This is a genomic window from Serratia aquatilis (assembly GCF_044865145.1).
Lineage (GTDB): Bacteria > Pseudomonadota > Gammaproteobacteria > Enterobacterales > Enterobacteriaceae > Chania > Chania aquatilis.
Window position 1 is genome coordinate 3,150,159 of sequence record NZ_CP173186.1, and the last position, 22,287, is coordinate 3,172,445.

The window sequence follows — 22,287 nt, forward strand, 5'->3', positions numbered from 1 at the left end:
GCGGCGCAACAGTTGCCCATAGGCCTTTTCCTGCGCATGATGCGGGGAATTTCTCTATTTTGTTACAGGTTTATGATCAACGTTGCGCTGATAGATGACCACGTGGTGGTCCGTTCTGGTTTTGCTCAATTACTGTCGCTGGAAAACGATATCCGTATTGTCGGTCAGTTCGATTCGGCAGTGCAGGCATGGCCGCATTTGCTGCGGGATCCGATTGATGTTGCGGTGCTGGATATCTCGATGCCGGGTGAAAGTGGCCTTAGCCTGCTCCAGCGCTTACGCCAACAGCGCCCGACGTTTCGCGCCATCATCCTCAGTATTTATGACACCAACGCCTTTGTGCAAAGCGCTATCGATGCTGGAGCCGGCGGCTATCTGACAAAACGCTGTGGTCCGCATGAGCTGGTACAGGCAGTGCGAGCCGTCAGCAGCGGTGGGCTTTATCTATGCGCCGATGCACTACGAGCCTTGCGTCACACGCAACAGCTCCCCAAAGAGCTGCAAGTACTTACCCCACGTGAAAAAGAGATTTTCGATTTACTGGTTAATGGCTTGAGCGTAAAAACCATCGCCCAACAGTTGACGTTGAGCCACAAGACCGTGCAGGTGCACCGTGCCAATATTCTTGGCAAACTCCAATGCACCACCACCGTTGAACTGGTGCACTTCGCCTTGCAGCATCAGTTGCTTGCTGGGAGCTAAAGGGTGGGTTTGAGGCTGCGCCGTCTGGCGCTCTCGCTGTTTCTGGCGCTGTTTTTCACACTCAGTTGGCTAGCGCTTTGGACCATTAGCCTGTACCTGAGCCACGATGGTCAGCAAGCCGTACTGCTGCTACCACAGGGGTTACGCCTAGCGCTGTTGATCCTGTTGCCAAAGCGCTACTGGCCTACACTGCTTATGGCTGAAAGTGCCACGCTAATCTGGTTGTATCGCCAACAGCTGCTGAGCGACTACTTATTGCTGGTATTACCCTGGTTAAGCCTGTTACCCGCCTGGTGTAGTCAGCGACTCTGGTATCGTTATCACCTCTACTGGCAGCGCTTGTCACTGTTACTGGCCGCCATCAGCGCCAATGCCCTGCTTTGTGGGCTGCTGGCCGGACCTTGGCTAACCGTCCCTGTCAGCCAAACGCTGTTGACCGCCTTTACCGGTGGCATATTGCCTGTGCCTTTCATCTATCTGATTTACACCTACCTGAAGCAGCAACAGGCTTCCGCGCTGCAGACTCCTCTGTCGCCTGCCCCACCATTGCGAACATCGTTGCTGCTCTGGTGTTCACTGTTCTTCACCATCGCTATCTGCGTGCAGGTGGCGATTGCACCTGAAATGGAACGCCTGCTGCTGATTTTTATCTTTCTGCCCAACGTCATCATGGCTTATCTGTTTGGCTGGCAAGGCGGAGTTTTGGCGGCGCTGTTTGGCAGCGTGATGATCACTCTTACGCGGCAGGCGGGTGGAGCCTTTCAGGATCTGCGTGAGTTGGAGCTGTTCCTCTCCACTCAAGCGCTGCTGGGGATCGGATTAGGGATTGCCATCAGCCGCCAACAGCAACTGGCGCAGAAGCTACAGAGTTACCGCCAACAGTTGGAGCAAGAACTGGTAGCCAAGCGGCATTTGATGGAGCGATTAGTGGGTACCGAGGAAGAGGTGCGTAAAGCCATCGCCCGTGAGTTGCATGATGAAATCGGCCAGAACATCACCGCGATTCAGATCCAGGCGATGCTGGTCAGCCGCAGCGCCACGGCTACAGCAACCCGCCAGGCTGCCGAGCAAATCGATTCGCTTTCACAGCGCATCCACCAGACAACCCGTTCGTTGTTACGGCAACTGCGCCCGCCGGTACTGGATGAGATGGCCTTGGATAAAGCACTTAGTCATCTGGCCGAAGAGTTTTCGTTCACCGAGCAGGGGATCGACTTTCGTCTCGACTACCGTCTGCCTGCCACCCCAGACGATGAAACTCTGGTGATTACGCTCTATCGTGTCGCACAGGAATTGCTTAACAATATCAGCAAACACGCCTGTGCCAGCCACGTGCGTCTGAGCCTGACGCAAGCCAACCAAATGATTACTCTTGAAGTGCGTGACGATGGTCAGGGCATTCCGCAGCAGCCCGCCGCCGGATTCGGTTTGCGTGGTATTGAAGAGCGAGTACGTGCCCTCGGGGGTGATTGGCTGCTTCAGCGGCGTAACGGCACCCGCATAATTGTTAATCTGCCCACAAAACTGAACAAAACCCTCCCCTGACTAGGAATAAGTCTTAGGTGTCTAAAGCCTTGTCTCATCCCTTCCTGTTATTCACTCCCTACACTGCATCCATCGACCGGAGGACCCTATACATTGGTCACGTTTACAGCAGAACAAGTCAGCGCCCGTTACCGCTATTGGCGGCCCCGCCTGATGTTTTCGATGATCGTCGGCTACGGTGCGTTTTATCTGACACGCAAGAGCGTCAGTTATGCCATGCCGGTGATGCAGTTCGAACTGGGGCTGGATAAAGGCGATATCGGCCTGCTCGGCACCCTGTTCTATCTGGCGTATGGCGGCTCGAAGTTTGTTTCCGGCATCGTCAGCGACCGCAGTCAGGTGCGCTGGTTTATGGGTGTCGGCCTGTTTATTACCGGCGTGCTGAACATTCTGTTTGCCTTTTGTCACTCTCTGACCGCTCTGCTGGTGGTCTGGACACTGAACGGATTTTTTCAGGGCTGGGGATGGCCGCCCTGCGCCAAGATCCTCACCAGTTGGTACTCGCGTAACGAGCGTGGTTTATGGTGGGGAGGCTGGAATACCTCGATCAGCCTGGGGGGCGCATTAGTCCCACTGCTGTCGGGTTTTATGGCCTCGCACTACGGCTGGAAAGCGGCCCTGCTGCTACCGGGGATCATTGGGATGTTAATCGGGCTGTGGCTGTGTAGGCAACTGTGCGGCAAGCCACAGCAACAGGGGCTACCCAGCGTGGGGCATTGGCGGCGCGACCCGCTGGAACTGTGGCAGGAGCAACAGAGCCCGCCAATGCCGATGCGGCGTATTTTGTATGACACCATTTTGCGCAACCCAACCATCTGGTTGCTCGGCGTTTCCTACATTCTGGTGTATCTGATACGCATTGCCCTGAACGATTGGGGCAACATCTGGCTGGCAGAAAGCCACGGCGTCAACTTGATGAGAGCCAACGCTACGCTGTCGGTTTTTGAATTGGGCGGGTTGTTAGGTGCGCTGTTTGCTGGCTGGGGTTCTGATCTGCTGTTCCGTGGCCTGCGTGCCCCGATGATCCTACTGTTTTCCATCGGGCTGTTTTTGGCGATGACGGCGCTGTGGCTGGCCCCATTACACCACTATGGCTTGCTTACGGCCTGTTTTTTCAGCCTCGGCTTTTTTGTTTTCGGCCCGCAGATGTTGATCGGCCTCGCCGCGACTGAGCACTGCCACAAGGATGCGGCAGGTACGGTCACCGGATTTCTCGGCCTGTTCGCCTATCTGGGGGCGGCGTTAGCAGGTTGGCCGCTGGCGCAAGTGTTACAGCATTACGGTTGGTACGGTTTTTTTGCCCTACTGACGCTGGCCGCTACCTGCGTTGGCTTACTACTGATGCCCCTGTTGATGGCGGGGCAGATACGGCAATAGCGCGCAGAATGTTTGACAGACACCGCTTGCCGCACAGCAAAGGGATCGCTCGAGTTCGTTTTACCTACAAAGACAACAACAAAAGGACATCATCATGAAACTGACACCTCTGAACACCTTACTGGCGACCACCCTGGCGCTGGCCACACTGGCCGGTAGCGCCCAGGCCAAAGGACGACTGGTGATTTATTGCAGCGCCACCAATGCGATGTGTGAAGAAGAAGCCAAAGCCTTTGGGGAGAAATACGACGTTAAAACCAGCTTTATCCGCAACGGCTCCGGCAGCACGCTGGCTAAGCTGGAAGCCGAAAAGAAAAACCCGCAGGCCGATGTCTGGTATGGCGGCACATTGGATCCACAATCTCAGGCTGGTGAAATGGACCTGCTGGAAGCATACGCTTCGCCAAATCTGGACCAGATCATGCCGCAGTTCCGCGATCCGGCAAAGCGTAAAGGCAACTACTCTTCTGCGGTCTACATTGGCATTCTCGGTTTTGGCGTCAACACCCAACGCCTGAAAGAGAAAAACCTGCCTGAGCCGAAGTGCTGGAAAGATTTGACCAACCCAATCTACAAAGGGGAGATCCAGATCGCCGATCCGCAGAGTTCAGGCACCGCCTACACAGCGTTAGCCACCTTCGCTCAACTATGGGGTGAAGATGCTGCCTTTGATTACCTGAAACAGCTAAATGGCAATATCTCGCAGTACACCAAATCCGGCATCGCCCCGGCGCGCAACGCCGCACGCGGTGAAATCACCATCGGCATCGGCTTCCTGCACGACTACTCGCTAGAGAAAGAAAAAGGCGCACCGCTGACGCTAATTTCCCCTTGTGAAGGTTCCGGCTATGAAATTGGCGGCATCAGTATTATCAAAAACGCCCGCAATCTGGAAAACGCCAAGCTGTTTGTTGACTGGGCACTATCAAAAGAGGCTCAGGAACTGGCTTGGAAGAAAGGTCAGTCTTACCAGATCCTGACCAACACCACGGCAGAAACCTCACCTAACTCGCTGAAGCTGGATCAACTGAAACTGATCAATTACGACATGGATACCTACGGTTCATCCGACATGCGTAAAAAGCTAATTTCCAAGTGGGTTAACGATGTGAAGATGGGCAACTGATCCCATTGGGCAAACTCCGGGCGTGTTTAACACGCCCGATTGATATTTAGTCAATTCCGGGGAACATCATGTCTGAAACCATTGCCTTGCGCACTGCGCAGAGGCGGGATCCTATTTTCTATTGGTTGCTACTGGCGCTAGCCGGTTTCATCCTGTTGCCGTCCTACAGCCTGGATTACGGGCTGTTGGAGGCCACCCGTGAAGAACTCCTGGCCGCCTACGGCTGGTCGCATTCTGGCTTAGCGTTGCTCTGGTTTGCCGCACCGCTGTTACTGGCAGTGCGCCCAGCGGTAGCCGCAGGCCGCGAGCAGCGCACCCGCCACCTGTTCGATGCAGGCTACGCCTTAGCCTGCGCATTGTTGGTATTTATCAGCGCTGCCGTAACCGACACCGGAATGGGATTCGCTACCCTACCGTTACTGATGGCATTGGGGGCAGTGATCACGTTTGCGCTCTCACGCATGGATTGGCTGGGAGGTGACCGTTTTGTTCTGGGTTCGCTGGTCGCGGTGATTGCCCTGATCACCCTGTTTATCATTTACCCCAGTATCGCCATTTTTATTCCCATGTTCACCGATGAGGCTGGCGGTTTTGCGCCACTGCAATTTATGCAAACGCTGGGGCAAGCGCATATTCTGCAGGTGATCGGCAACTCCATCTTGCTGTGTGTGGCGGTAGGTATCGGCTGTACCTTTTTTGGCATGGTACTGGCTATTTACACCACGCGTATTGCTCAACGCTCCGCGCTGATTGGCCGCATTTTCTCGATCCTGCCCATCGTAACGCCACCTTTTGTGGTCGGCTTGGGCGTCACCCTGATGATGGGCCGCTCCGGCTACGTTACCGAATTTATGGTGACCTGGTTCGGCCTGACCAATACCAACTGGCTGTATGGCTTTACCGGTATCTGGCTGGCGCAAGTACTGGCCTTTACCCCGATGTCATTTATGATCCTCGACGGGGCCATCAAGACCATCCATCCTTCGTTGGAAGAGGCCTCTTATACCCTACGTGCCAACCGCTTCCAGACCTTTACCCAGGTCTTTTTGCCGTTGCTGAAACCGGCGCTGGCCAACTCGTTCCTGATTGTTATCGTGCAATCACTGGCCGACTTCAGTAACCCACTGGTATTGGGCGGCAACTTCGACGTTCTGGCTACGCAGATCTACTTCTACATTACCGGTGCGCAGCTTGATTACCAGGCGGCCAGTACGCTGGGGGTGATCCTGCTGCTGTTCTCATTGCTGGTATTCTGCGTGCAGTACATGTGGATCGGCAAACGCTCCTACGTCACCATTTCAGGTAAATCCAACCGGGGCGATGTACAACCGCTGCCGGTGACCCTGGTATGGGGAGTGTCACTGATGCTGTATGTCTGGATCGCCTTCAACATTCTGCTCTACGGCAGCATTTTCTATGGCAGTTTTACCGTCAACTGGGGCGTGGACTATACCCTGACGCTGGATAACTTCAGCAAACTGTTCGGCCAAGGCTTTAGCGACGGCGCATGGCCTTCTCTGCTCGACACCTTGCTGTATGCCGGGATAGCCGCACCGATCACCGCCATCTTTGGTCTGCTGATCGCCTACATTGTGGTTCGCCAGCAGTTCCACGGCAAAAAGGTGATCGAATTCAGCACCATGCTGTGTTTTGCGGTACCTGGCACGGTTGCCGGTGTTTCTTACATCCTGGCGTTCAACAGCGCGCCGGTTTATCTGACGGGCACGGCGGCTATCGTGATTATCTCGATGGTGATGCGTAACGTGCCGGTGGGGATCCGTGCGGGTATCGCCGGTTTGGGGCAACTGGACAAATCGCTGGATGAAGCCTCACTGAGCCTGCGTGCCGGTTCGTTACGTACCGTGCTGTATATCCTGCTGCCGTTGCTGCGCCCAGCGATCCTTTCGGCGCTGGTCTATAGCTTCGTACGCGCCATGACCACCGTCAGCGCTATTATTTTCCTGGTCACGCCAGATACCCGCGTCGCCACTTCCTACATCCTTAACCGGGTCGAAGATGGCGAATACGGCGTAGCCATCGCCTACGGTTCAATCCTGATAGTGGTGATGCTGGCGATTATTTTCCTGTTTGATGCCCTGGTTGGGGAGGCGCGAGTGGCGCGTTCCAAAGCCCGGAATGCGGCCTGAGAGGCGGATAAGGATGAACAACATGTCTAACATGCAAGACAAGAAACACTTTGTTGAACTGAAAAATATCGCCAAGCGTTTTGGCAACAATACCGTGATTGAAAACCTCAGCCTAGCGATCCCTCGCGGGGATATGGTGACACTGCTTGGCCCTTCCGGCTGCGGCAAAACTACGGTACTGCGCCTGGTGGCCGGGCTGGAAAAACCCAGCAGCGGGCAGATCTTTATCGATGGAGAAGATGTGACCGACCGCTCCATTCAGCAACGGGATATCTGCATGGTGTTCCAGTCTTATGCTCTATTCCCGCATATGTCGTTGGGGGAAAACATCGGTTACGGCCTGAAGATGCTGGGCAGACCCAAGGCAGAGATCCGCGATCGGGTGCGCGAAGCGTTGACGCTGGTGGATCTGGAGGGGTTTGAGGAGCGCTATGTCGATCAGATCTCCGGGGGCCAGCAGCAACGTGTTGCTTTAGCACGTGCGTTAATTCTCAAGCCTAAGGTGTTGTTATTCGACGAACCGCTCAGCAACCTGGATGCCAACCTGCGCCGCAGCATGCGTGAGAAGATCCGCGAGTTGCAGCAAAAGTTCAATATCACCTCGCTGTATGTTACCCACGATCAGAGCGAAGCCTTTGCGGTTTCGGACACCGTATTGGTGATGAACAAGGGTAAGATCATGCAGATCGACTCTCCGCAGGTGCTATATCGCTACCCAGCTTCACGCTTTATGGCCGGTTTTATGGGCGATGCCAATATCTTCCCGGCGAAAATTACCAGCAGTGGCGTTGAGATCTTTGGTTACCCGATACCACGCCCACAGGGATTTGCCCCTGGTTTAATCGAGTGTACAGTCGGCGTCAGGCCGGAGGCGATCACCCTCAGCCAGCAGGGAGAACCCAGCCAACGCTGCACCATCAGTAAGGTGGCTTATATGGGGCCACAATATGAAGTGCAGGTTGACTGGCACGATCAGTCATTGCTGTTGCAGGTAAACGCCACCCAACTGCAGCCGGAACCCGGGGATAGTTACTATCTGCAAATCCACCCGTTCGGTATGTTCGTGCTGGCCGACGAGTAACGCAAAGGAATGTACCCGTTCTGTAACTGGGGCGGGGATTTATTCACCTTTCCAGGGTGCTCAGCGCATTTATGGCACAGTGTGAACACTCATTTCACTCAGTCCAGCATATTAGAGGCGATTGCAGGAGCTTAAATATGCATGAAGGCATTCTGATGACTACCCTATCCGTTGCGCCTAAAACCCCTGCCAGCAGCCTAAATTTGTCAAAAACTCAACAGGTTGCGCATTCTGTAAGCAAACAGTCGCAGAATGCGTAATCCCCCTTTGACTTCCCCCCCACACCCCGCTATTATTCAGCCCGTTCACACGATTCCTCTGTAGTTCAGTCGGTAGAACGGCGGACTGTTAATCCGTATGTCACTGGTTCGAGTCCAGTCAGAGGAGCCAATTTAATTCTGTGATATTCCAACGAATACCATAGATAATCAAAATTAAACTTGTTATATAGCAATTGGGTCTTCCCTGTTGCATGCAGCATTTTTGAGTATCAGTATATCTAAAGCCTCATAGAGGCCTGCTTAATTAGCTCCCGCAGAAATTCCTAAAACCCCCTAAACCAAATTTCAAGACATAATGCCAAGCTCTGCGCTAAACCCATCCAAAATGGTTGATAGTCAGTTTCGGCATGTTCAGTTCATCCCCAACATTAGCATTAGCCGCCATTTCATCACCCCCGCCAAACAAATGATAATTACAAAGAACACTTGATAACAACTGCTTTACTTCCATCGCCGATCGGCACGCATAAGCACCATGCCAATGGTTTTCAAAACTGTCCATACCATGTGTCGCTGCGCAGCGGCGACATATGGTATATCAGGTCAACTTTTAAGCTAATCAAACGTCCGTACACTTGGTACTGCGACCTGAATTCATTTGGCATGCTTGCAAGCACCCTTTCAAATATTTCCAGTGATAATCCAAAAACCGAACACATGTCACACTATACTTTACACATGTAATATTATAGTAGACACATGTAAAGACGGAAAACGAGTTGGATTATCAAAACTCTTGCGAATAGAAAGGAGATCCACCATGTCGAATGCTATACCCGCAGGTTATAAACCACAGACAAGTGAAACATTGTCCGGCTATCTCGCCAAAAAACTTCCCCCAGAGCTCAACCTGGGAGGGATGCCAGAACAATGGCAGGTGACAGAAGTTGGCGATGGAAACCTGAACATGGTCTTTGTTGTATCAGGCTCAGCGAAAACCATCATTGTTAAGCAGGCCCTGCCCTGGCTTCGAGCCGGAGGGGAAGGTTGGCCATTATCCCTGACCCGCGCTGGCTTCGAATACAACGTGTTGTGTCATGAAGCGCAGTTCGCCGGTCACAATCTGGTGCCCGAGGTCTATTTCTACGACCAGGAAATGGCCGTTTTTGCTATGGAATACCTGACGCCGCACGTTATCCTGCGTAAGGAGTTGATTGCCGGTAAAAAATTCCCGAACCTCGCACGAGATGTCGGCACGTTTATCGCCAGAACCCTTTTTCATACTTCTGATATCGGGATGCCTGCAGAGGAGAAGAAAGCACTCACCGCTGAGTTTTCCCTTAATCATGAGCTATGCAAAATTACTGAAGATCTGATTTTCACCGAGCCGTACTACCCTGCAGAGCGGAATGACTGGACGTCACCTCAACTTGACGCTGACATGGAGAAAGTCTGGCACGACAAGGAAATGATCCAGGTCGCGATGCGTTACAAATTCAAGTTTATGACTGAAGCGCAGGCGCTATTACATGGCGATTTGCACTCTGGCTCAATTATGGTGACGGAAAGCGATACCAAAGTTATCGATCCTGAATTTGGCTTTATGGGACCGATGGCTTTCGATATCGGCAACTATATTGGCAATCTGTTGCTCTCTTTCTTCTCTCGCCCCGGCTGGGATGCCACCGCAGAGGCCTGCGAAGAATACCAGCACTGGCTAATCGACCAGATGGAGGAAACCTGGGCTGTTTTTGTCACCCATTTCCGGCAGCTATGGAATGAAAAAACACAGGGCGAAGCCTGGCCTTCTGAAATCTATCAGCACTATCTGGGTCACGATGCACGGGAAGAAGCACAGTCGCAATTCTTCGCCACGCTCTTTGAAGACACCCTGGTCAATGCTGGTATGGAAATGAACCGCCGAATTATTGGTTTTGCCGGTGTAGCAGATTTTAAACTGATAAATGATGCTGATTTACGTGCGCAGTGCGAACGCCGCGCTCTGGCTATGGCGCGCGAACTTATCGTTAACGCTCGCCTATTTGGCAGCATGTCTTCTGTAGGCCAGTTCGCTAAAACTCGTTAAGAGGGAATTATGAATATTAATGGTAAACACTACCGGACGGTCTGGGTTTCCGATAATGGAGAAGCGGTAGAAATCATCGATCAGACCAAGCTTCCTTTTAAATTTGAGGTGGTAGCGCTTACTACCGTTGAAATGGCAGCAACGGCAATCAAGGAAATGTGGGTACGTGGCGCACCTCTGATTGGCGTGCTCGCAGCTTACGGCATGGCATTAGGCATGAAAACAGACACCTGTGATGAAAACCTGCAGCGCTGCTATAGCCTGCTGATCAAAACCCGTCCTACGGCCATTAATCTCAAGTGGTCCCTGGATAGAACGCTGGCTATATTGCAGAACACACCGCCAGCAGAACGTAGGAAAATAGCTTGGAGCCTGGCGGCTGAAATTGCTGACGAAGATGTTGGCCTGTGCGAAAAAATCGGGCAAAACGGAGCCGATATTATTCGCACTATCGCGCAGAAGAAACCCGCGGGCAGCGTGGTGAATATTCTGACGCATTGCAATGCAGGCTGGCTCGCGACAGTGGACTGGGGTACAGCACTTTCCCCGATCTACAAAGCACATGAGTCGGGTATTAACGTTCACGTTTGGGTAGATGAAACGCGGCCACGTAACCAGGGTGGGCTAACTGCCTTTGAGCTGGGTTCACATGGAGTACCACACACGCTGATTGCCGATAACGCTGGCGGGCATTTGATGCAACACGGTGAAGTCGATCTGTGCATCGTGGGTACCGATCGCACCACCGCCACTGGCGATGTCTGCAATAAAATTGGTACCTATCTGAAAGCGCTGGCGGCCCACGATAATAATGTGCCGTTCTACGTGGCCTTACCTTCCCCTACCATCGACTGGACGATTAAGGACGGATTAAAGGAAATCCCTATCGAACAACGCAGCGGAAAAGAACAATCGCATGTTTACGGTATTAACCCGCAGGGTGAACTGAGTTGGGTCAATACGGTACCGGAGGGCACTAGATGCGGCAATTATGCCTTTGATGTCACTCCTGCCAGATACATCACCGGTTTGATCACCGAACGGGGCGTGTGTGCCGCCAGTGAAGCTGCGTTGGCCGATATGTTTGCTGACCTGAAATCGAACTTCGCATGACAGACCGGCAGTGGGGCCCCACTGCCGTAAGGATCTCAGATGGAAAGAAATTGGTTAGCGCAAAGCATTATTGATACCTGTCTGGAAATGAATGCCTCTGGCCTAAATCAGGGCACTTCAGGAAATGTCAGCACCCGTTATAGGGATGGTATGCTGATCACCCCCAGCGGTATTCCTTATGTCAAACTTACAACAGAAATGATTGTGTATGTAGATGGGAATGGCATACCTGAACCGGGAAAAACACCATCAACTGAGTGGTTATTTCATCTGGCTTGCTACCGGGCCAGGCCTGAGCTCAATGCGGTGATCCACACTCACGCCGTCAATTCGACAGCGGTAGCAATAATGAATCACGCCATTCCAGCAATTCATTATATGGTGGCGGTAACCGGTTGCGATCATATCCCGTGTATTCCCTATGATACATTTGGGACAAAAGAACTGGCAGAAAGCGTATTTTTAGGAATAAAAGAAAGTAAATCCCTATTAATGCAGCATCATGGCATGCTGGTAATGGAAATTAATCTGGAGAAGGCGCTGTGGCTTGCCGGTGAAACTGAAACGCTCGCCGAACTCTATTTAAAAATAGGTGGGTTACACTACGATCCGCCAGTGCTGGCAACTGATGAAATGAACAGAGTAATCGAGAAGTTTAAAAATTACGGTTTAAAAACCGAGAAGTAAGCATTTAAAGCTTCTATAAAGACACGCCAACCACCTTAATTAGTAGATATTACAGATTTTATCCATAGAGAATTATTGCGACCACCACCAGGAACTATTGGCATTTACCGTAGTGTCTTATATAGAAGAAATACTTAATAGCTACCACAAGGAGTTATTTATGTTTATCGTGGAATCTTATACCGTTGCAATAATCATGTGTTTCATCACCATGATTTGTTGGGGATCGTGGGCAAATACCACTAAACTCGTCAGCAATAAAAACTGGGCATTTCCGCTTTTCTACTGGGATTATTCGATTGGTCTTTTATTGTGCTCTCTGCTTTTCGCTTTTACTCTCGGGTCGATGGGAGAGTCTGGCCGCAGTTTTATAGTGGATATTCAACAGGCGGATACCGGTAGCCTGTTCGCCGCATTGCTTGCCGGTGTCATCTTTAATATTTCGAATATTCTGCTGGTTGCCTCAATCAACCTGGCCGGTATGGCGGTTGCCTTTCCAGTAGGTGTAGGACTGGCTCTGGCACTTGGCGTTATCACTACTTATATCGGTAACCCTCAGGGGGATGCACAAATCCTTTTCCTGGGCGTGGCCTGTATTGTTGTCGCCATTATCTTGACCGCCATCGCCTACGGCCGTGTTACGCAGGAGTCTGACAAATCCCGTAGAAACAAGGGGCTGATCACCGCAATCCTGGCGGGGATCATTATGGGTTGGTTTTTCCGCTTTCTGGCTGCGTCAATGTCCGATAACTTCAGTGAACCGGTTACCGGCCTGTTGACACCCTATTCAGCACTGGTGTTGTTCGCTCTAGGGCTGTTCTTATCCAACTTTGTTTTCAACACGCTGGTGATGAAAAAGCCGATAACCGGCGAGGCCGTCAGCGGGAAAATGTACTTTTCGGGCAGTTTCAGGGATCACATCTGCGGCGGTATTGGTGGGGTTATCTGGTGTGTTGGCCTAGGCTTTAGCCTGATTGCCTCCGGCCAGGCAGGATATGCTATTTCCTATGGCCTCGGGCAAGGTGCAACCATGATAGCCGTCATCTGGGGTGTCTTTATCTGGCGCGAATTTGCCCATGCCCCTGCAGGCACCAATAAACTGATATTTACCATGTTTGTCTCATATATTGTCGGTATTGGCCTGATCATCGCTGCCAACCAGTAAACATTCGGCCCCACCCTTGCGGTGGGGCAACCGTCAGGATGTTGCCAATTCGCAAGCCAGTAAAAACTCTGCGGTGCCTTCATCAATAATCAGGTCTGTAACATAGCCGCCAAGCAGTGCACCCAACGTAGCAACGTATCCCTGCTCCCCACCGGCCAGGAAAATTTTGCGTTCAATTAGCCGCAACTGGGCAAGGCTAATTCCCAATATGCGTTGATCAACATCGGCCACAACCGGCATGCCATTTTTATCGTAAAACCGCCCGCAAATCACACCCACAGCCCCTAAATCGCGATAGGCCTGCATCTCTTTTTTACTTAACACACCGACGCGAATAAGCGGGTTTTCATCCAGCGCGTTACCAACAACGAAAAATGCCTTGGTACATTGAGTTAGTACATCAAAATTAGCTCGTATGATAGGTTCGGCCTGTAGCTCCATCGCCAGCCTGGCACTGGAAACCACTGCTGGCACATGTAATGACGCGACCCGACCAGAGAGCTTATAAGCAATTTGGGAAGAGGATTCGATAATAGTGAGATCGGGTTGTGAAGGCATAGATCCCAGCATCTGAACAACCGTAACGTTCTTACACGATTTCGGCGTCATGGTTTTGCTCATCTGGTGGATAGTTCTTCCCCAGGCAACGCCGAGCACATCATTATTTTCTATTACCTGGTTAAGATACATACCGCCAGCACGTGAAAGCCGCTCCTGCATCAGTTGTCTATCATTGCGTTTACCCACATGCTCACCATCGGGCACAATAATAACCCGATGCAGACCAAATTTTTCGCGGATGCGCAAAGAAGCATCTATCGCCCCGAAGACATTTACGTCAAGACTAATCTGTACCAGACCACTCTCTCTCGCTGCTTGCAGGTACTTAACTACGGTCACTCTCGACACGCCCATTAAATCGGCGACTTCGCTTTGACTTTTTCCTTCCTGATAGTACAGCCAGGTAGCATGCAGTATGGGGTTATCATTGAACAAGCTGCCGTTTTGCAGTCCGACTTCCACTTTTGTTATCCCTGTTTGCTTTTTATCTTCATCACGACATCGCCGGACAAAGCGCTCTTGAAAATTAAGGTTTACTCTACAGCTGTAAATCAGTTATGGGAACGTCTAGCCCCCGAAAGAATATGCATATTTACTGGGTTACCAACATGATTTTTTTCTGTTTTTAAGGGATTTTCCCCTTGGGATTTCCCTTGCTGTTGACGCCTAGTCAGTGTAGATCCCTAAGTAATAAACTGACATTTGCTGCTATACATGTGCAAGTTGTTGCTTTCCTCCAGCCGATTTTTGAGTTGGCTTTTTTGCATCTCAGTCCTCAGCCAAAGTTCAACATGTTGGCACTGGCTCATTTTTGCGCCACTGAGTCACACGCAGATACGGTAGCGTGGCATTACCGCTAACATCATTCACCCTGGCTCGACAGATACCGACATGAACCCCGCGAAGGGTGATTTTGCGGATATGCAGCGCAGTAAAATGTCTATCCCACATTATGCTGAACCACGTGATATAGCAGGGCTCGTCGCCTGGCTTGCCAGTGAGGAGGGTCGCTACGTAACAGGTACTGGTATCACCATTAACAAAGCAGAGCCCCTGAAGCACGACAATCTGGGGATCTGCCTCTCCTCCCCAATTTAGCAAGATAACACCCGCCATCGGTTTTATTACCCCTGCCAAAAAGTTGTTAATAGATTAATAAAATTAACATTGGGATAATACTTCAAATTATGTGACATGAATCAAGCATTAAAAACCAAAACAGACATACATAAATATTAATAAAAACATGAACTAAGAATATTACTCCACTTAAAATCTTCGCATTTATATGAATATCCAAGTTTATCATTATGTTGAAATTAATGAGCTATCTTGTTGCTGCCATGTTGACAACAGAGGCGGGACTAAATTAAGTTAACCGAATCGATAATATATTAACGATTTATGTAAGACAACAGCAACCCGTTATACCTGAGTGCCGCTGGTACGTCAGACAGACGTAAGCCATAAGGTTTGGCGAACCATGCCAACGATGAAAAACGCAACAGCATGTTCATAATCATTCGGCTAGAAAAAGAGGCACACAGCTAAATCGCACCCTTGCATTGCCATGCTTCAGCAGATGCCGCCGCTTGATCGGGGGCTTTTGATTCCGTGACCGCCCCGGTATTACATTTAAATACTGAGTAACTAGGCTGTGTCCCTTAATTGTACGCGAGCGCCGCTGGCGGTCATTTGCGCACAGGGCAAGGCGTGAGCCGCGAGGTTTGGTGGACCAAATAAGCGGCGAACAACGCCGCAATGCGCGCAAATGGCCCCAGCCCGTTGGGTCGCGCCCCAAAAGCCCGTTCGAAGTAAAGTCGGGTTTGAACAGAGGGCCACTCTGCCCTTCACCCTACGCCTTGATAACGGGCTTTTGGGTCTGCGACGGCACCACGGGCAATTAAGGGACACAGCCTAGGCACCCAACAAAAAGGAATATGGATATGTCAGCAGCAGAAGAAAAAGACCTACTAAGTCAAAATGCTGAACCCGGTTGGAAGAATTACGATGACTTTGCCGAAGGCATCGACACCAACAGATTACCCAATACGCAAGACTGGTTAACGCAAGAAGTGGCCATTGAATACGCAGATGGCTTCGTTATGGCATTACAATTCATTCAAGGAAATCAAAATCAGACGCTGGTCAACTGGCGCTATAAAGGCGAACAGGGTTGTGATCCTTATGAAGAGGTTTGCACCTCAGAAGATCATTATTTCTTCGACATACAATTCAGTGATATGCCGAACGAGAGTTTGACGTTGATATTAAATTCAGCGACCCGACGAGTATTAGCGATACGCAGTACGCTGTTACTGGAGGAGCAGCTCAGTGGTCGCTCTCGGTTGGTACAACACTTTCAGGCAGGCTACATTCTTGGGGGGCCTGTAACTGGGATCGAACCGGAACCGACCCGTGAGCTCATCGGTTACAGAACGCTCAACGTTTATAGTCCTAACCATTATTACGAACACTTCTATGTCAACTCAGAGCGTTATGCCTGGCAAAACTTGCGGGGTGAGCAGTTTGGTTATGGTGACATGGACTACGCCACTTGCTACAAGTTTGAAGAAGACATGTATGTTTTTACTTTCAGAGACAAAATCATGCCAGTCTGCTCGGTATTCTTCTTCGATTATGTAACTGGGCGGTGTACAGGCAAAATTATGGGCGTTACCAGCAAAGGTGATATACAAACTTCTCGCGCGGGCGCATTTATCCATAAAATGAGCTACAACTGTTATCCTACTGGTGTTGCACCACTATAAATATTAATTTGTGCTTCTCTGTGGTTAATGAGAAATCTCAGCCAGTGCCTGCTCCCTCATTGACCACATTTTAGCTGCGTTCAATACGGCGACTCAGGGGATCGTATTGGCAGTGAAAACCGTATGTTGCCAATAATTTCTGAGCGACTTTCCCGAACTCTGCCAGCCCATTTTTGTTAGATATTTGGCAATTAGCCAGTTTAATGAGCCGTGCCCAACAAACAACACGGAGCCATGAGTCGAAGCCATACTGACCAAATGCTCGGCACAACATTGTGCACGTTGCCTGCCCGCTTTGAACGACTCCACATTGGCAGAGTATCCCAATACCCAGGCCAGCCTAAAAAATGCCGTCCACAGTGGTATAGAGAGTTTCGGCAAGCGCCAGGCTGCATGGGGCATATCCATCTCGCGGAATAAAGACGCACACTCATCTATACGCTCGGCACCCAAAATTTTCGTCGACTCCAACGAACGTACCAAGTCACTACAAACGATAAATGCAGATTCACTGATTTGCTCAATTGCCGACGGTAGCGGCGGATATTTCGTATCGATACCAGCAACATTATACTTTTCAACCCAAGCCCCGAACTCTGCAGCATTCAGTCTACCCTGCTGGTTGATTAGAGGTTTTCCGTGTCTCATAAGCACAATTTTCAATCAATATCTCCCTTGGAAAACGTATTGAGATAAAGAAAAGATCGTATAGCGATCTTTTCTTCAGCCACAAACACTCCCTACAGTGCGCTTTGCAAAAATTCCGCGATCAGTAAAGACAACGCCTGAGGCGCTTCGAGTGGCGGATGATGCCCGATGCCTGCCATGATTTCCAAGCGGGAAGCAGGGATCGCTTCGGCGATCTCCTGGCTGAGTTCGAACGGTGTTGCTATATCCCTATCTCCGCAGATTACGAGAGTGGGTGCTTGGATGCCAGCCAGCAAAGGTCTGCAATCCTGACGTGAAATGGTTGCAGCATCAAGCGCCAAAGTAAGGCCCATACGATCATGTGCCAGCATGATTGCCAATTCCTCAGCCAACAATTTATCATTCGCGCTTAACCATTCTGGCGCGCAGACCAGGCATTGAACTTTTTTAAATGCGCTGGTCCGCTCTGCATCGCTACCCTGTAAAAGAGTATGCCGCAGCGCCTGCCAGTTGGGGACACGTTGCGGATATTCAGCGCGAGCGCTGCTGCCAATGAGGATCAGACGTGAAATCAGTTCGGGATGACGAGCAGCCAAACGCATTCCTACCATTCCCCCCTGGCTATGACCGATGAATGTTACCTGCCCCAGCGACAATTCCTCTATCATCAGCGCCAGATCTTCTGCGATGCTATCAAGACCCCACCCCTGCGGCTCGAAGCCACTTTCGCTATGGCCAGGCATGTCTAACACGATGCAACGATAATGTTTTTCCAGCGCGGCAACCTGCGCCTCAAAAAAAGTGCGGTCAACAAATAACCCATGGCTGAACATCACTACCGGGCCATTCCCCCTATCTGAATAGGCATACTCAACACCCTTCAGACGTACACGCTGCTTTTGCCAGCCACTGTCAGGGTCAAATGCCCGCGATAGTGCTGCAGAGTCCTCAAAAATCTGGTAACGCGCAATCAAACCATCACGAATGGTGAAAAGGATGACAAAATCACCGCTGAAAGCGTTGCCAGTAGAGATCACGCTATGCCTGAAGTATCCATGTGCGACAACCGTGTCTGCTGATTCAATAAGTTGCCGTATAGCAAAGGCCTGTGGCTGAAAATTCTGTGGAAAAGACCCCAGCCACGAGCGGACGCCCGCGTGGCCGCGCAATAAGCCTACCGTCGATACCTGGGTGCTGCCGTCGATATGCCAGACGACATCTTCAGTCATCAGTTTAAGGGCGGCCTCGATGTCGCCAGTTGCGAAAGCGGCGAAGTAGTTGCCGACCAGTTCGACTGGCGATAAGGCAGTGTGAGATATTGTTGGCACCATTGTCATAATCGTATTTCCTGATGAATAAATAGAGAAAGCTGCACAGCGCGTGTTTCAATCGGCAGCAGGTGTTTATGTTGATATGATTATTTCTATTTTATTTTTGAAAAACTACAGACATAAATGGCAAGAGGTTTTCTAAAAATGGAAGATATGGATTGGAATGATCTGCGCTACTTTATCAGCGTTGCCCGCACCGCCAGTTTGAGCGGCGCGGCACAGGCGCTTGAAGTTAGCCCATCAACGGTCGCCAGACGGATTGCGACGCTGGAAAACAGTCTTGGTGCCCACCTTTTTGTGCGGCATGCTACCGGCTATTTTCTGACCGACCATGGGCGTGATGTGCTGCGTCAGGCTGAAGTGATTGAAGAGAGTATGCTGGCTCTGGCAAAAAGGGCTGCGGCACTGGACGCCAATACTTCGGGTGTCGTCAGACTGGCCACGGCAGAAACACTGGCTGTGCATCTGATCATGCCTGCGTTACCGCGATTGCTTGAGCAATACCCCAAGCTACAGCTCGAAATCATCACCGGTATTGGTATGGCGGATCTACAGCGCTATGAAGCCGACCTCGCTCTGCGCCTGATACGCCCGCAGTATGGCAATCTAGTGATCCAGAAACTTGGCTCTATGGCTTCGGCTATCTATGGCAGTGCCGACTACCTTAACCGCCATCCTGCAATAGCCGAGGATCCTCTTAGCGGCAGAGCTTTCATTATCTGGGATAAAGCCTACGCCCATTTACCCACTGCGCAGTGGCTAGAAAAACAGCATTATGACCACAACCCGGCGCTGGTGACCACCAGTGTTGCTGCACAGTATGCTGCTGTCAGAGCCGGTATTGGCCTAGCAGTACTGCCCTGCTTTATCGCGCGCGCAGATAACACACTGGTTGAAGTTGTCCCTGTTGAAAAAGTTTTTTCCGAGGAGCTTTGGTTGGTCACCCATACCGATCTGCGGGCCTCTGCACGAATTCGCGCGGTGGCCACGTTTTTGCAGGATATATTGGCCAATGCTTCGCCGCCTTTCAGGTAATACTGATATCGATTACAGACCGCAAGCGGTTGGCCTGCGAAGGCAGGCATAGGCTGCGAACACAGCCTGGTAAATACCCTGCAAACTCTCACCCAATCTGAACTATCCCCAGGCTGCATCATCTTTTGGGGTTCAGTTTATTTACGGTGGGGAGTAGTCATGTTCTTGTGGTATAGCATATTGCAACCGGGAAGAGCATCTCACTGAGCTCGAACCCGCCGCTCCCTACTGGGGTAATTGACATATAGAAACTCTTTTTATTACCAAACATCACTTCGTTAAATAACTCATCCGATGCACTGTTTTCAAGGGCATAATCCTCTTCTTTTAGAATTTCAAAGTAATAATAACCACCCTCTGATTCCCGGGAGTAATTAAAATAAACCTTACGTTCCACATTAAAATCCATACCCTGTTTGGTAATTATTCCTTTTACATCTAGAATGGCAACCTTGTTGCTTGCCAATAATAGCGATGTATTAGCTTCAATCAGGCTTTTATTTTTTGAAATCTCAAAATGGATCTCGGCATTACATTTAAAAAATTGATTATTACCTTTTTTTGTTATAAGAAAATAAAAACCAAAAACGGAAAATAAAAAAATGGTGACAAGAGAGTAAGTCCATTTCCTCTTCATTTTAGCTATACCCTAAATGCCTCGAGTTAATAGAAAGCAAGAATGCAACCACCCTGCAGTCACCTGCAGAATTAGACGATTGAAGTGAGTACGCGGAACCAACACGCCGACAGCTTGAACTATCACTGCTAGAGACCATTTTGATGCTGTAGCAGGATGAGTAATACCCATCACTATCAGTTCTGCACAAAGAGAACATTTTGAATTCGTTTTTTCTTTGCTCTTTTCCACTGAGGTAGAAAAATATGTCGTAGTTATCATTATCACAATCCACCTCGTTTTTTTTTATTGTTTCAATCACCATTGATATTACTTTCTTTTTATTATTCCTCGGAATTTCCTGCAGTGTTCTCAATGCACATCTTTTGTACTTATATATCCTTTCAGCCTTAACAGAAAAAAGTGAATAATAAATTTCTTTACTATAAAGAGAAGAAATTGAAATAAACATGAGCATCAAAAAAACAATGCCGCTCTTTTTATTTATTTTTGCCCCCCTCTTGGGAGTGGTATTAGTAGGTTGCGTAATATCATCCGGCTCACTCTCGCGTTCAGTTAGCGTTTCTATTTTATAAGTCTTATTGATAACAAACCCTTTCTTGGGTAATGTTTTTATCAGATCACCCATCCCGGCGATCTCATCCAGGCTTTTTCTCAATAGACTGATGTGATTATTAAGATTATTGTTCGATGCTATTAACCCATGATCTGACCATACGGCACTCAATAAATACTCTCGAGTAACACCAGAGCTATTCTCCAAAAGCGCTGAAAGTAAACGCACTGCAATAGCACTCATTTCAATTGTCATATTATTCTCTACAGAAAATAATACGCCCTCTTCCGCGTCAAACCTTAACACTTCATTGATTATATACTTCATTTTTCACCTATCATTTCATCAGGGATATGAACATTGAAGAACTGATAAAGGATTTATTAATTTTTAATGTTTTCCATACTGAATAATAAGTTAGCACGATATTAACGAAACTCTCTTAACAACATAAATTAAAATAAATCATTAGGTTAAAAATAACACCAGGGTCCTATCTGCGAAAACATAATCTAACAGAAACCCTTATTAATCAAGCATACACTCTTGGATAGCCCTGTTTAAGTTAAATAAAAAATCAATTTAAAAATACTAAAAACAATATAAAAGTAACAAAACCATAAAACAGTAAAGTCAGTGAAAAACAACTCAATATAAAAAACCAATAACACTGATAAAAAACCAACATTTAGATATTTAAATCTATTTATTCATAAAAAATAGATTAATAAACCAAAAATAACATATGAGAGGTACCCCCCTCAATTCCAGGCGCAAGTGTCACTGATATCACCGGCCTGTTCTATGATTAAACAGGGTTCTATGTTTACCTTTCAGTCAAAAATATGGTTACCAACGCAGAAACGGATCAGTTCCTGGTTACTCTCAACGTTTAACTTACGCATTGCCGAATTTTTTTGCAGGCTCACGGTTTTAGCACTGCGGTTAAGCTGTTCGGCAATCTGTGCGATGGATTTTCCCTCAACGAAATAACGTAGCACTTCAAACTCTCTTGGGGAGAGGCTATTGATACGTTGTTGCAAAAATATCTCACGCTCATCACGGCGCCCGTCGCTCTGAAATGATGGGGGATAGTAACGAATGTTGGCACGTATAGCTTGTAGTGCAGCACGTACCTCACTAAGTGGATCCTGCTTGAACACCACGCCTGCAACACCTGCATCGTAAAGCGCAGAGACGATCATCGGATTGGAAATCATCGTCAGGACCAATAGCTTAACCTGCGGGAAAGTCCGGACCAGATAATCAACAAAACGTAAGCCGTCTTTGTGTACTTCGTCGTTGGGCATATTGTAATCGGTAATTATCACATCTGGCGGATTGGCTTTGGTGAAGCTAACTAGCTCCGAGGTAGTGGCAAAGGTGGCAACCACCTCAATATTGAAGCCATCTTGCAGGTAATCTTTCAACCCTGCCAGTACGACCTGATGGTCATCCACAAGAACTACCCGGAGTTTTTCCACGGTGTTATCCCCTT

The 22,287-nt window shown here is 49.5% G+C and carries 20 protein-coding genes and 1 tRNA gene; 14 read left to right on the plus strand and 7 right to left on the minus strand.

The window, feature by feature from the left end:
* The first annotated feature begins 72 nt into the window (after positions 1-72).
* From SAQUA_RS14375 to SAQUA_RS14405, 7 genes are all read left to right on the plus strand, one after another.
* Positions 73-702 (plus strand): response regulator, encoded by a 630-nt coding sequence (locus tag SAQUA_RS14375; protein WP_380677129.1) that lies wholly within the window; start codon positions 73-75, stop codon positions 700-702.
* Positions 703-705: 3 nt separating this feature from the next.
* Positions 706-2,247, plus strand: coding sequence for an MASE1 domain-containing protein (locus SAQUA_RS14380; RefSeq protein ID WP_380677127.1), 1,542 nt, complete (start codon positions 706-708; stop codon positions 2,245-2,247).
* Positions 2,248-2,400: 153 nt separating this feature from the next.
* Positions 2,401-3,624: an MFS transporter family glucose-6-phosphate receptor UhpC gene (gene uhpC, locus SAQUA_RS14385; protein ID WP_404413213.1), complete on the plus strand. Its 1,224-nt coding sequence runs from the start codon at positions 2,401-2,403 to the stop codon at positions 3,622-3,624.
* Between the two features lie 94 nt (positions 3,625-3,718).
* A complete protein-coding gene (locus tag SAQUA_RS14390) occupies positions 3,719-4,750 on the plus strand; it encodes an ABC transporter substrate-binding protein (protein ID WP_380677123.1) in 1,032 nt (343 codons plus the stop codon).
* A 68-nt stretch (positions 4,751-4,818) separates the two neighbouring features.
* A complete protein-coding gene (locus SAQUA_RS14395) occupies positions 4,819-6,897 on the plus strand; it encodes an ABC transporter permease subunit (protein WP_380677121.1) in 2,079 nt (692 codons plus the stop codon).
* A 31-nt stretch (positions 6,898-6,928) separates the two neighbouring features.
* On the plus strand, positions 6,929-7,978 hold the full coding sequence (fbpC, locus tag SAQUA_RS14400; protein WP_380677205.1) for a ferric ABC transporter ATP-binding protein: 1,050 nt from the start codon (positions 6,929-6,931) through the stop codon (positions 7,976-7,978).
* A 314-nt stretch (positions 7,979-8,292) separates the two neighbouring features.
* A tRNA-Asn gene (locus SAQUA_RS14405) sits at positions 8,293-8,368 on the plus strand.
* Positions 8,369-8,569: 201 nt separating this feature from the next.
* On the opposite strand, the gene SAQUA_RS14410 is transcribed toward SAQUA_RS14405, so the two are convergent.
* Positions 8,570-8,761 carry a hypothetical protein gene (locus SAQUA_RS14410; protein WP_380677119.1) on the minus strand — a complete coding sequence of 64 codons (192 nt, stop codon included), beginning with the start codon at positions 8,759-8,761 and terminating at the stop codon, positions 8,570-8,572.
* A 258-nt stretch (positions 8,762-9,019) separates the two neighbouring features.
* On the opposite strand from SAQUA_RS14410, the gene mtnK reads away from it, so the two are divergent.
* From mtnK to SAQUA_RS14430, 4 genes are all read left to right on the plus strand, one after another.
* A complete protein-coding gene (gene mtnK / locus SAQUA_RS14415; RefSeq protein ID WP_380677117.1) occupies positions 9,020-10,285 on the plus strand; it encodes an S-methyl-5-thioribose kinase in 1,266 nt (421 codons plus the stop codon).
* 9 nt (positions 10,286-10,294) lie between these two features.
* Positions 10,295-11,398, plus strand: a complete 1,104-nt coding sequence (gene mtnA / locus SAQUA_RS14420; RefSeq protein ID WP_380677115.1) for an S-methyl-5-thioribose-1-phosphate isomerase — start codon at positions 10,295-10,297, stop codon at positions 11,396-11,398.
* A gap of 39 nt (positions 11,399-11,437) precedes the next feature.
* Positions 11,438-12,085, plus strand: a complete 648-nt coding sequence (locus SAQUA_RS14425) for an L-fuculose-phosphate aldolase (protein ID WP_380677113.1) — start codon at positions 11,438-11,440, stop codon at positions 12,083-12,085.
* Between the two features lie 160 nt (positions 12,086-12,245).
* Complete coding sequence (locus tag SAQUA_RS14430; RefSeq protein WP_380677111.1) at positions 12,246-13,250, plus strand: multidrug DMT transporter permease; 1,005 nt, start codon at positions 12,246-12,248, stop codon at positions 13,248-13,250.
* A 33-nt stretch (positions 13,251-13,283) separates the two neighbouring features.
* Here the strand turns inward: SAQUA_RS14430 and SAQUA_RS14435 are convergent, their stop codons facing one another.
* Positions 13,284-14,282, minus strand: a complete 999-nt coding sequence (locus tag SAQUA_RS14435) for a sugar-binding transcriptional regulator (protein ID WP_380677203.1) — start codon at positions 14,280-14,282, stop codon at positions 13,284-13,286.
* Positions 14,283-14,702: 420 nt separating this feature from the next.
* Here SAQUA_RS14435 and SAQUA_RS14440 point away from each other — a divergent pair, with 420 nt between their 5' ends.
* Positions 14,703-14,909, plus strand: coding sequence for a hypothetical protein (locus tag SAQUA_RS14440; RefSeq protein ID WP_404413014.1), 207 nt, complete (start codon positions 14,703-14,705; stop codon positions 14,907-14,909).
* An 848-nt stretch (positions 14,910-15,757) separates the two neighbouring features.
* Positions 15,758-16,582, plus strand: a complete 825-nt coding sequence (locus SAQUA_RS14445; RefSeq protein ID WP_380677109.1) for a MoaF C-terminal domain-containing protein — start codon at positions 15,758-15,760, stop codon at positions 16,580-16,582.
* Positions 16,583-16,675: 93 nt separating this feature from the next.
* Here SAQUA_RS14445 and SAQUA_RS14450 read toward each other — a convergent pair whose 3' ends face one another.
* Both SAQUA_RS14450 and SAQUA_RS14455 read right to left on the minus strand, forming a co-directional pair.
* Complete coding sequence (locus SAQUA_RS14450; RefSeq protein ID WP_380677199.1) at positions 16,676-17,236, minus strand: histidine phosphatase family protein; 561 nt, start codon at positions 17,234-17,236, stop codon at positions 16,676-16,678.
* An 86-nt stretch (positions 17,237-17,322) separates the two neighbouring features.
* Positions 17,323-18,567, minus strand: coding sequence for an alpha/beta fold hydrolase (locus SAQUA_RS14455; RefSeq protein ID WP_380677107.1), 1,245 nt, complete (start codon positions 18,565-18,567; stop codon positions 17,323-17,325).
* Between the two features lie 147 nt (positions 18,568-18,714).
* On the opposite strand from SAQUA_RS14455, the gene SAQUA_RS14460 reads away from it, so the two are divergent.
* Positions 18,715-19,596, plus strand: a complete 882-nt coding sequence (locus SAQUA_RS14460; protein ID WP_404413016.1) for a LysR family transcriptional regulator — start codon at positions 18,715-18,717, stop codon at positions 19,594-19,596.
* A gap of 157 nt (positions 19,597-19,753) precedes the next feature.
* Here SAQUA_RS14460 and SAQUA_RS14465 read toward each other — a convergent pair whose 3' ends face one another.
* From SAQUA_RS14465 to SAQUA_RS14475, 3 genes are all read right to left on the minus strand, one after another.
* Positions 19,754-20,233, minus strand: a complete 480-nt coding sequence (locus SAQUA_RS14465) for a hypothetical protein (RefSeq protein WP_380677103.1) — start codon at positions 20,231-20,233, stop codon at positions 19,754-19,756.
* 1 nt (position 20,234) lies between these two features.
* Positions 20,235-21,116, minus strand: coding sequence for a transcriptional regulator (locus tag SAQUA_RS14470; RefSeq protein WP_380677101.1), 882 nt, complete (start codon positions 21,114-21,116; stop codon positions 20,235-20,237).
* 506 nt (positions 21,117-21,622) lie between these two features.
* The gene (locus tag SAQUA_RS14475) at positions 21,623-22,273 is read right to left on the minus strand and encodes a response regulator (RefSeq protein ID WP_380677099.1); all 651 of its coding nucleotides are present in this window, start codon (positions 22,271-22,273) and stop codon (positions 21,623-21,625) included.
* Positions 22,274-22,287 lie beyond the last annotated feature (14 nt).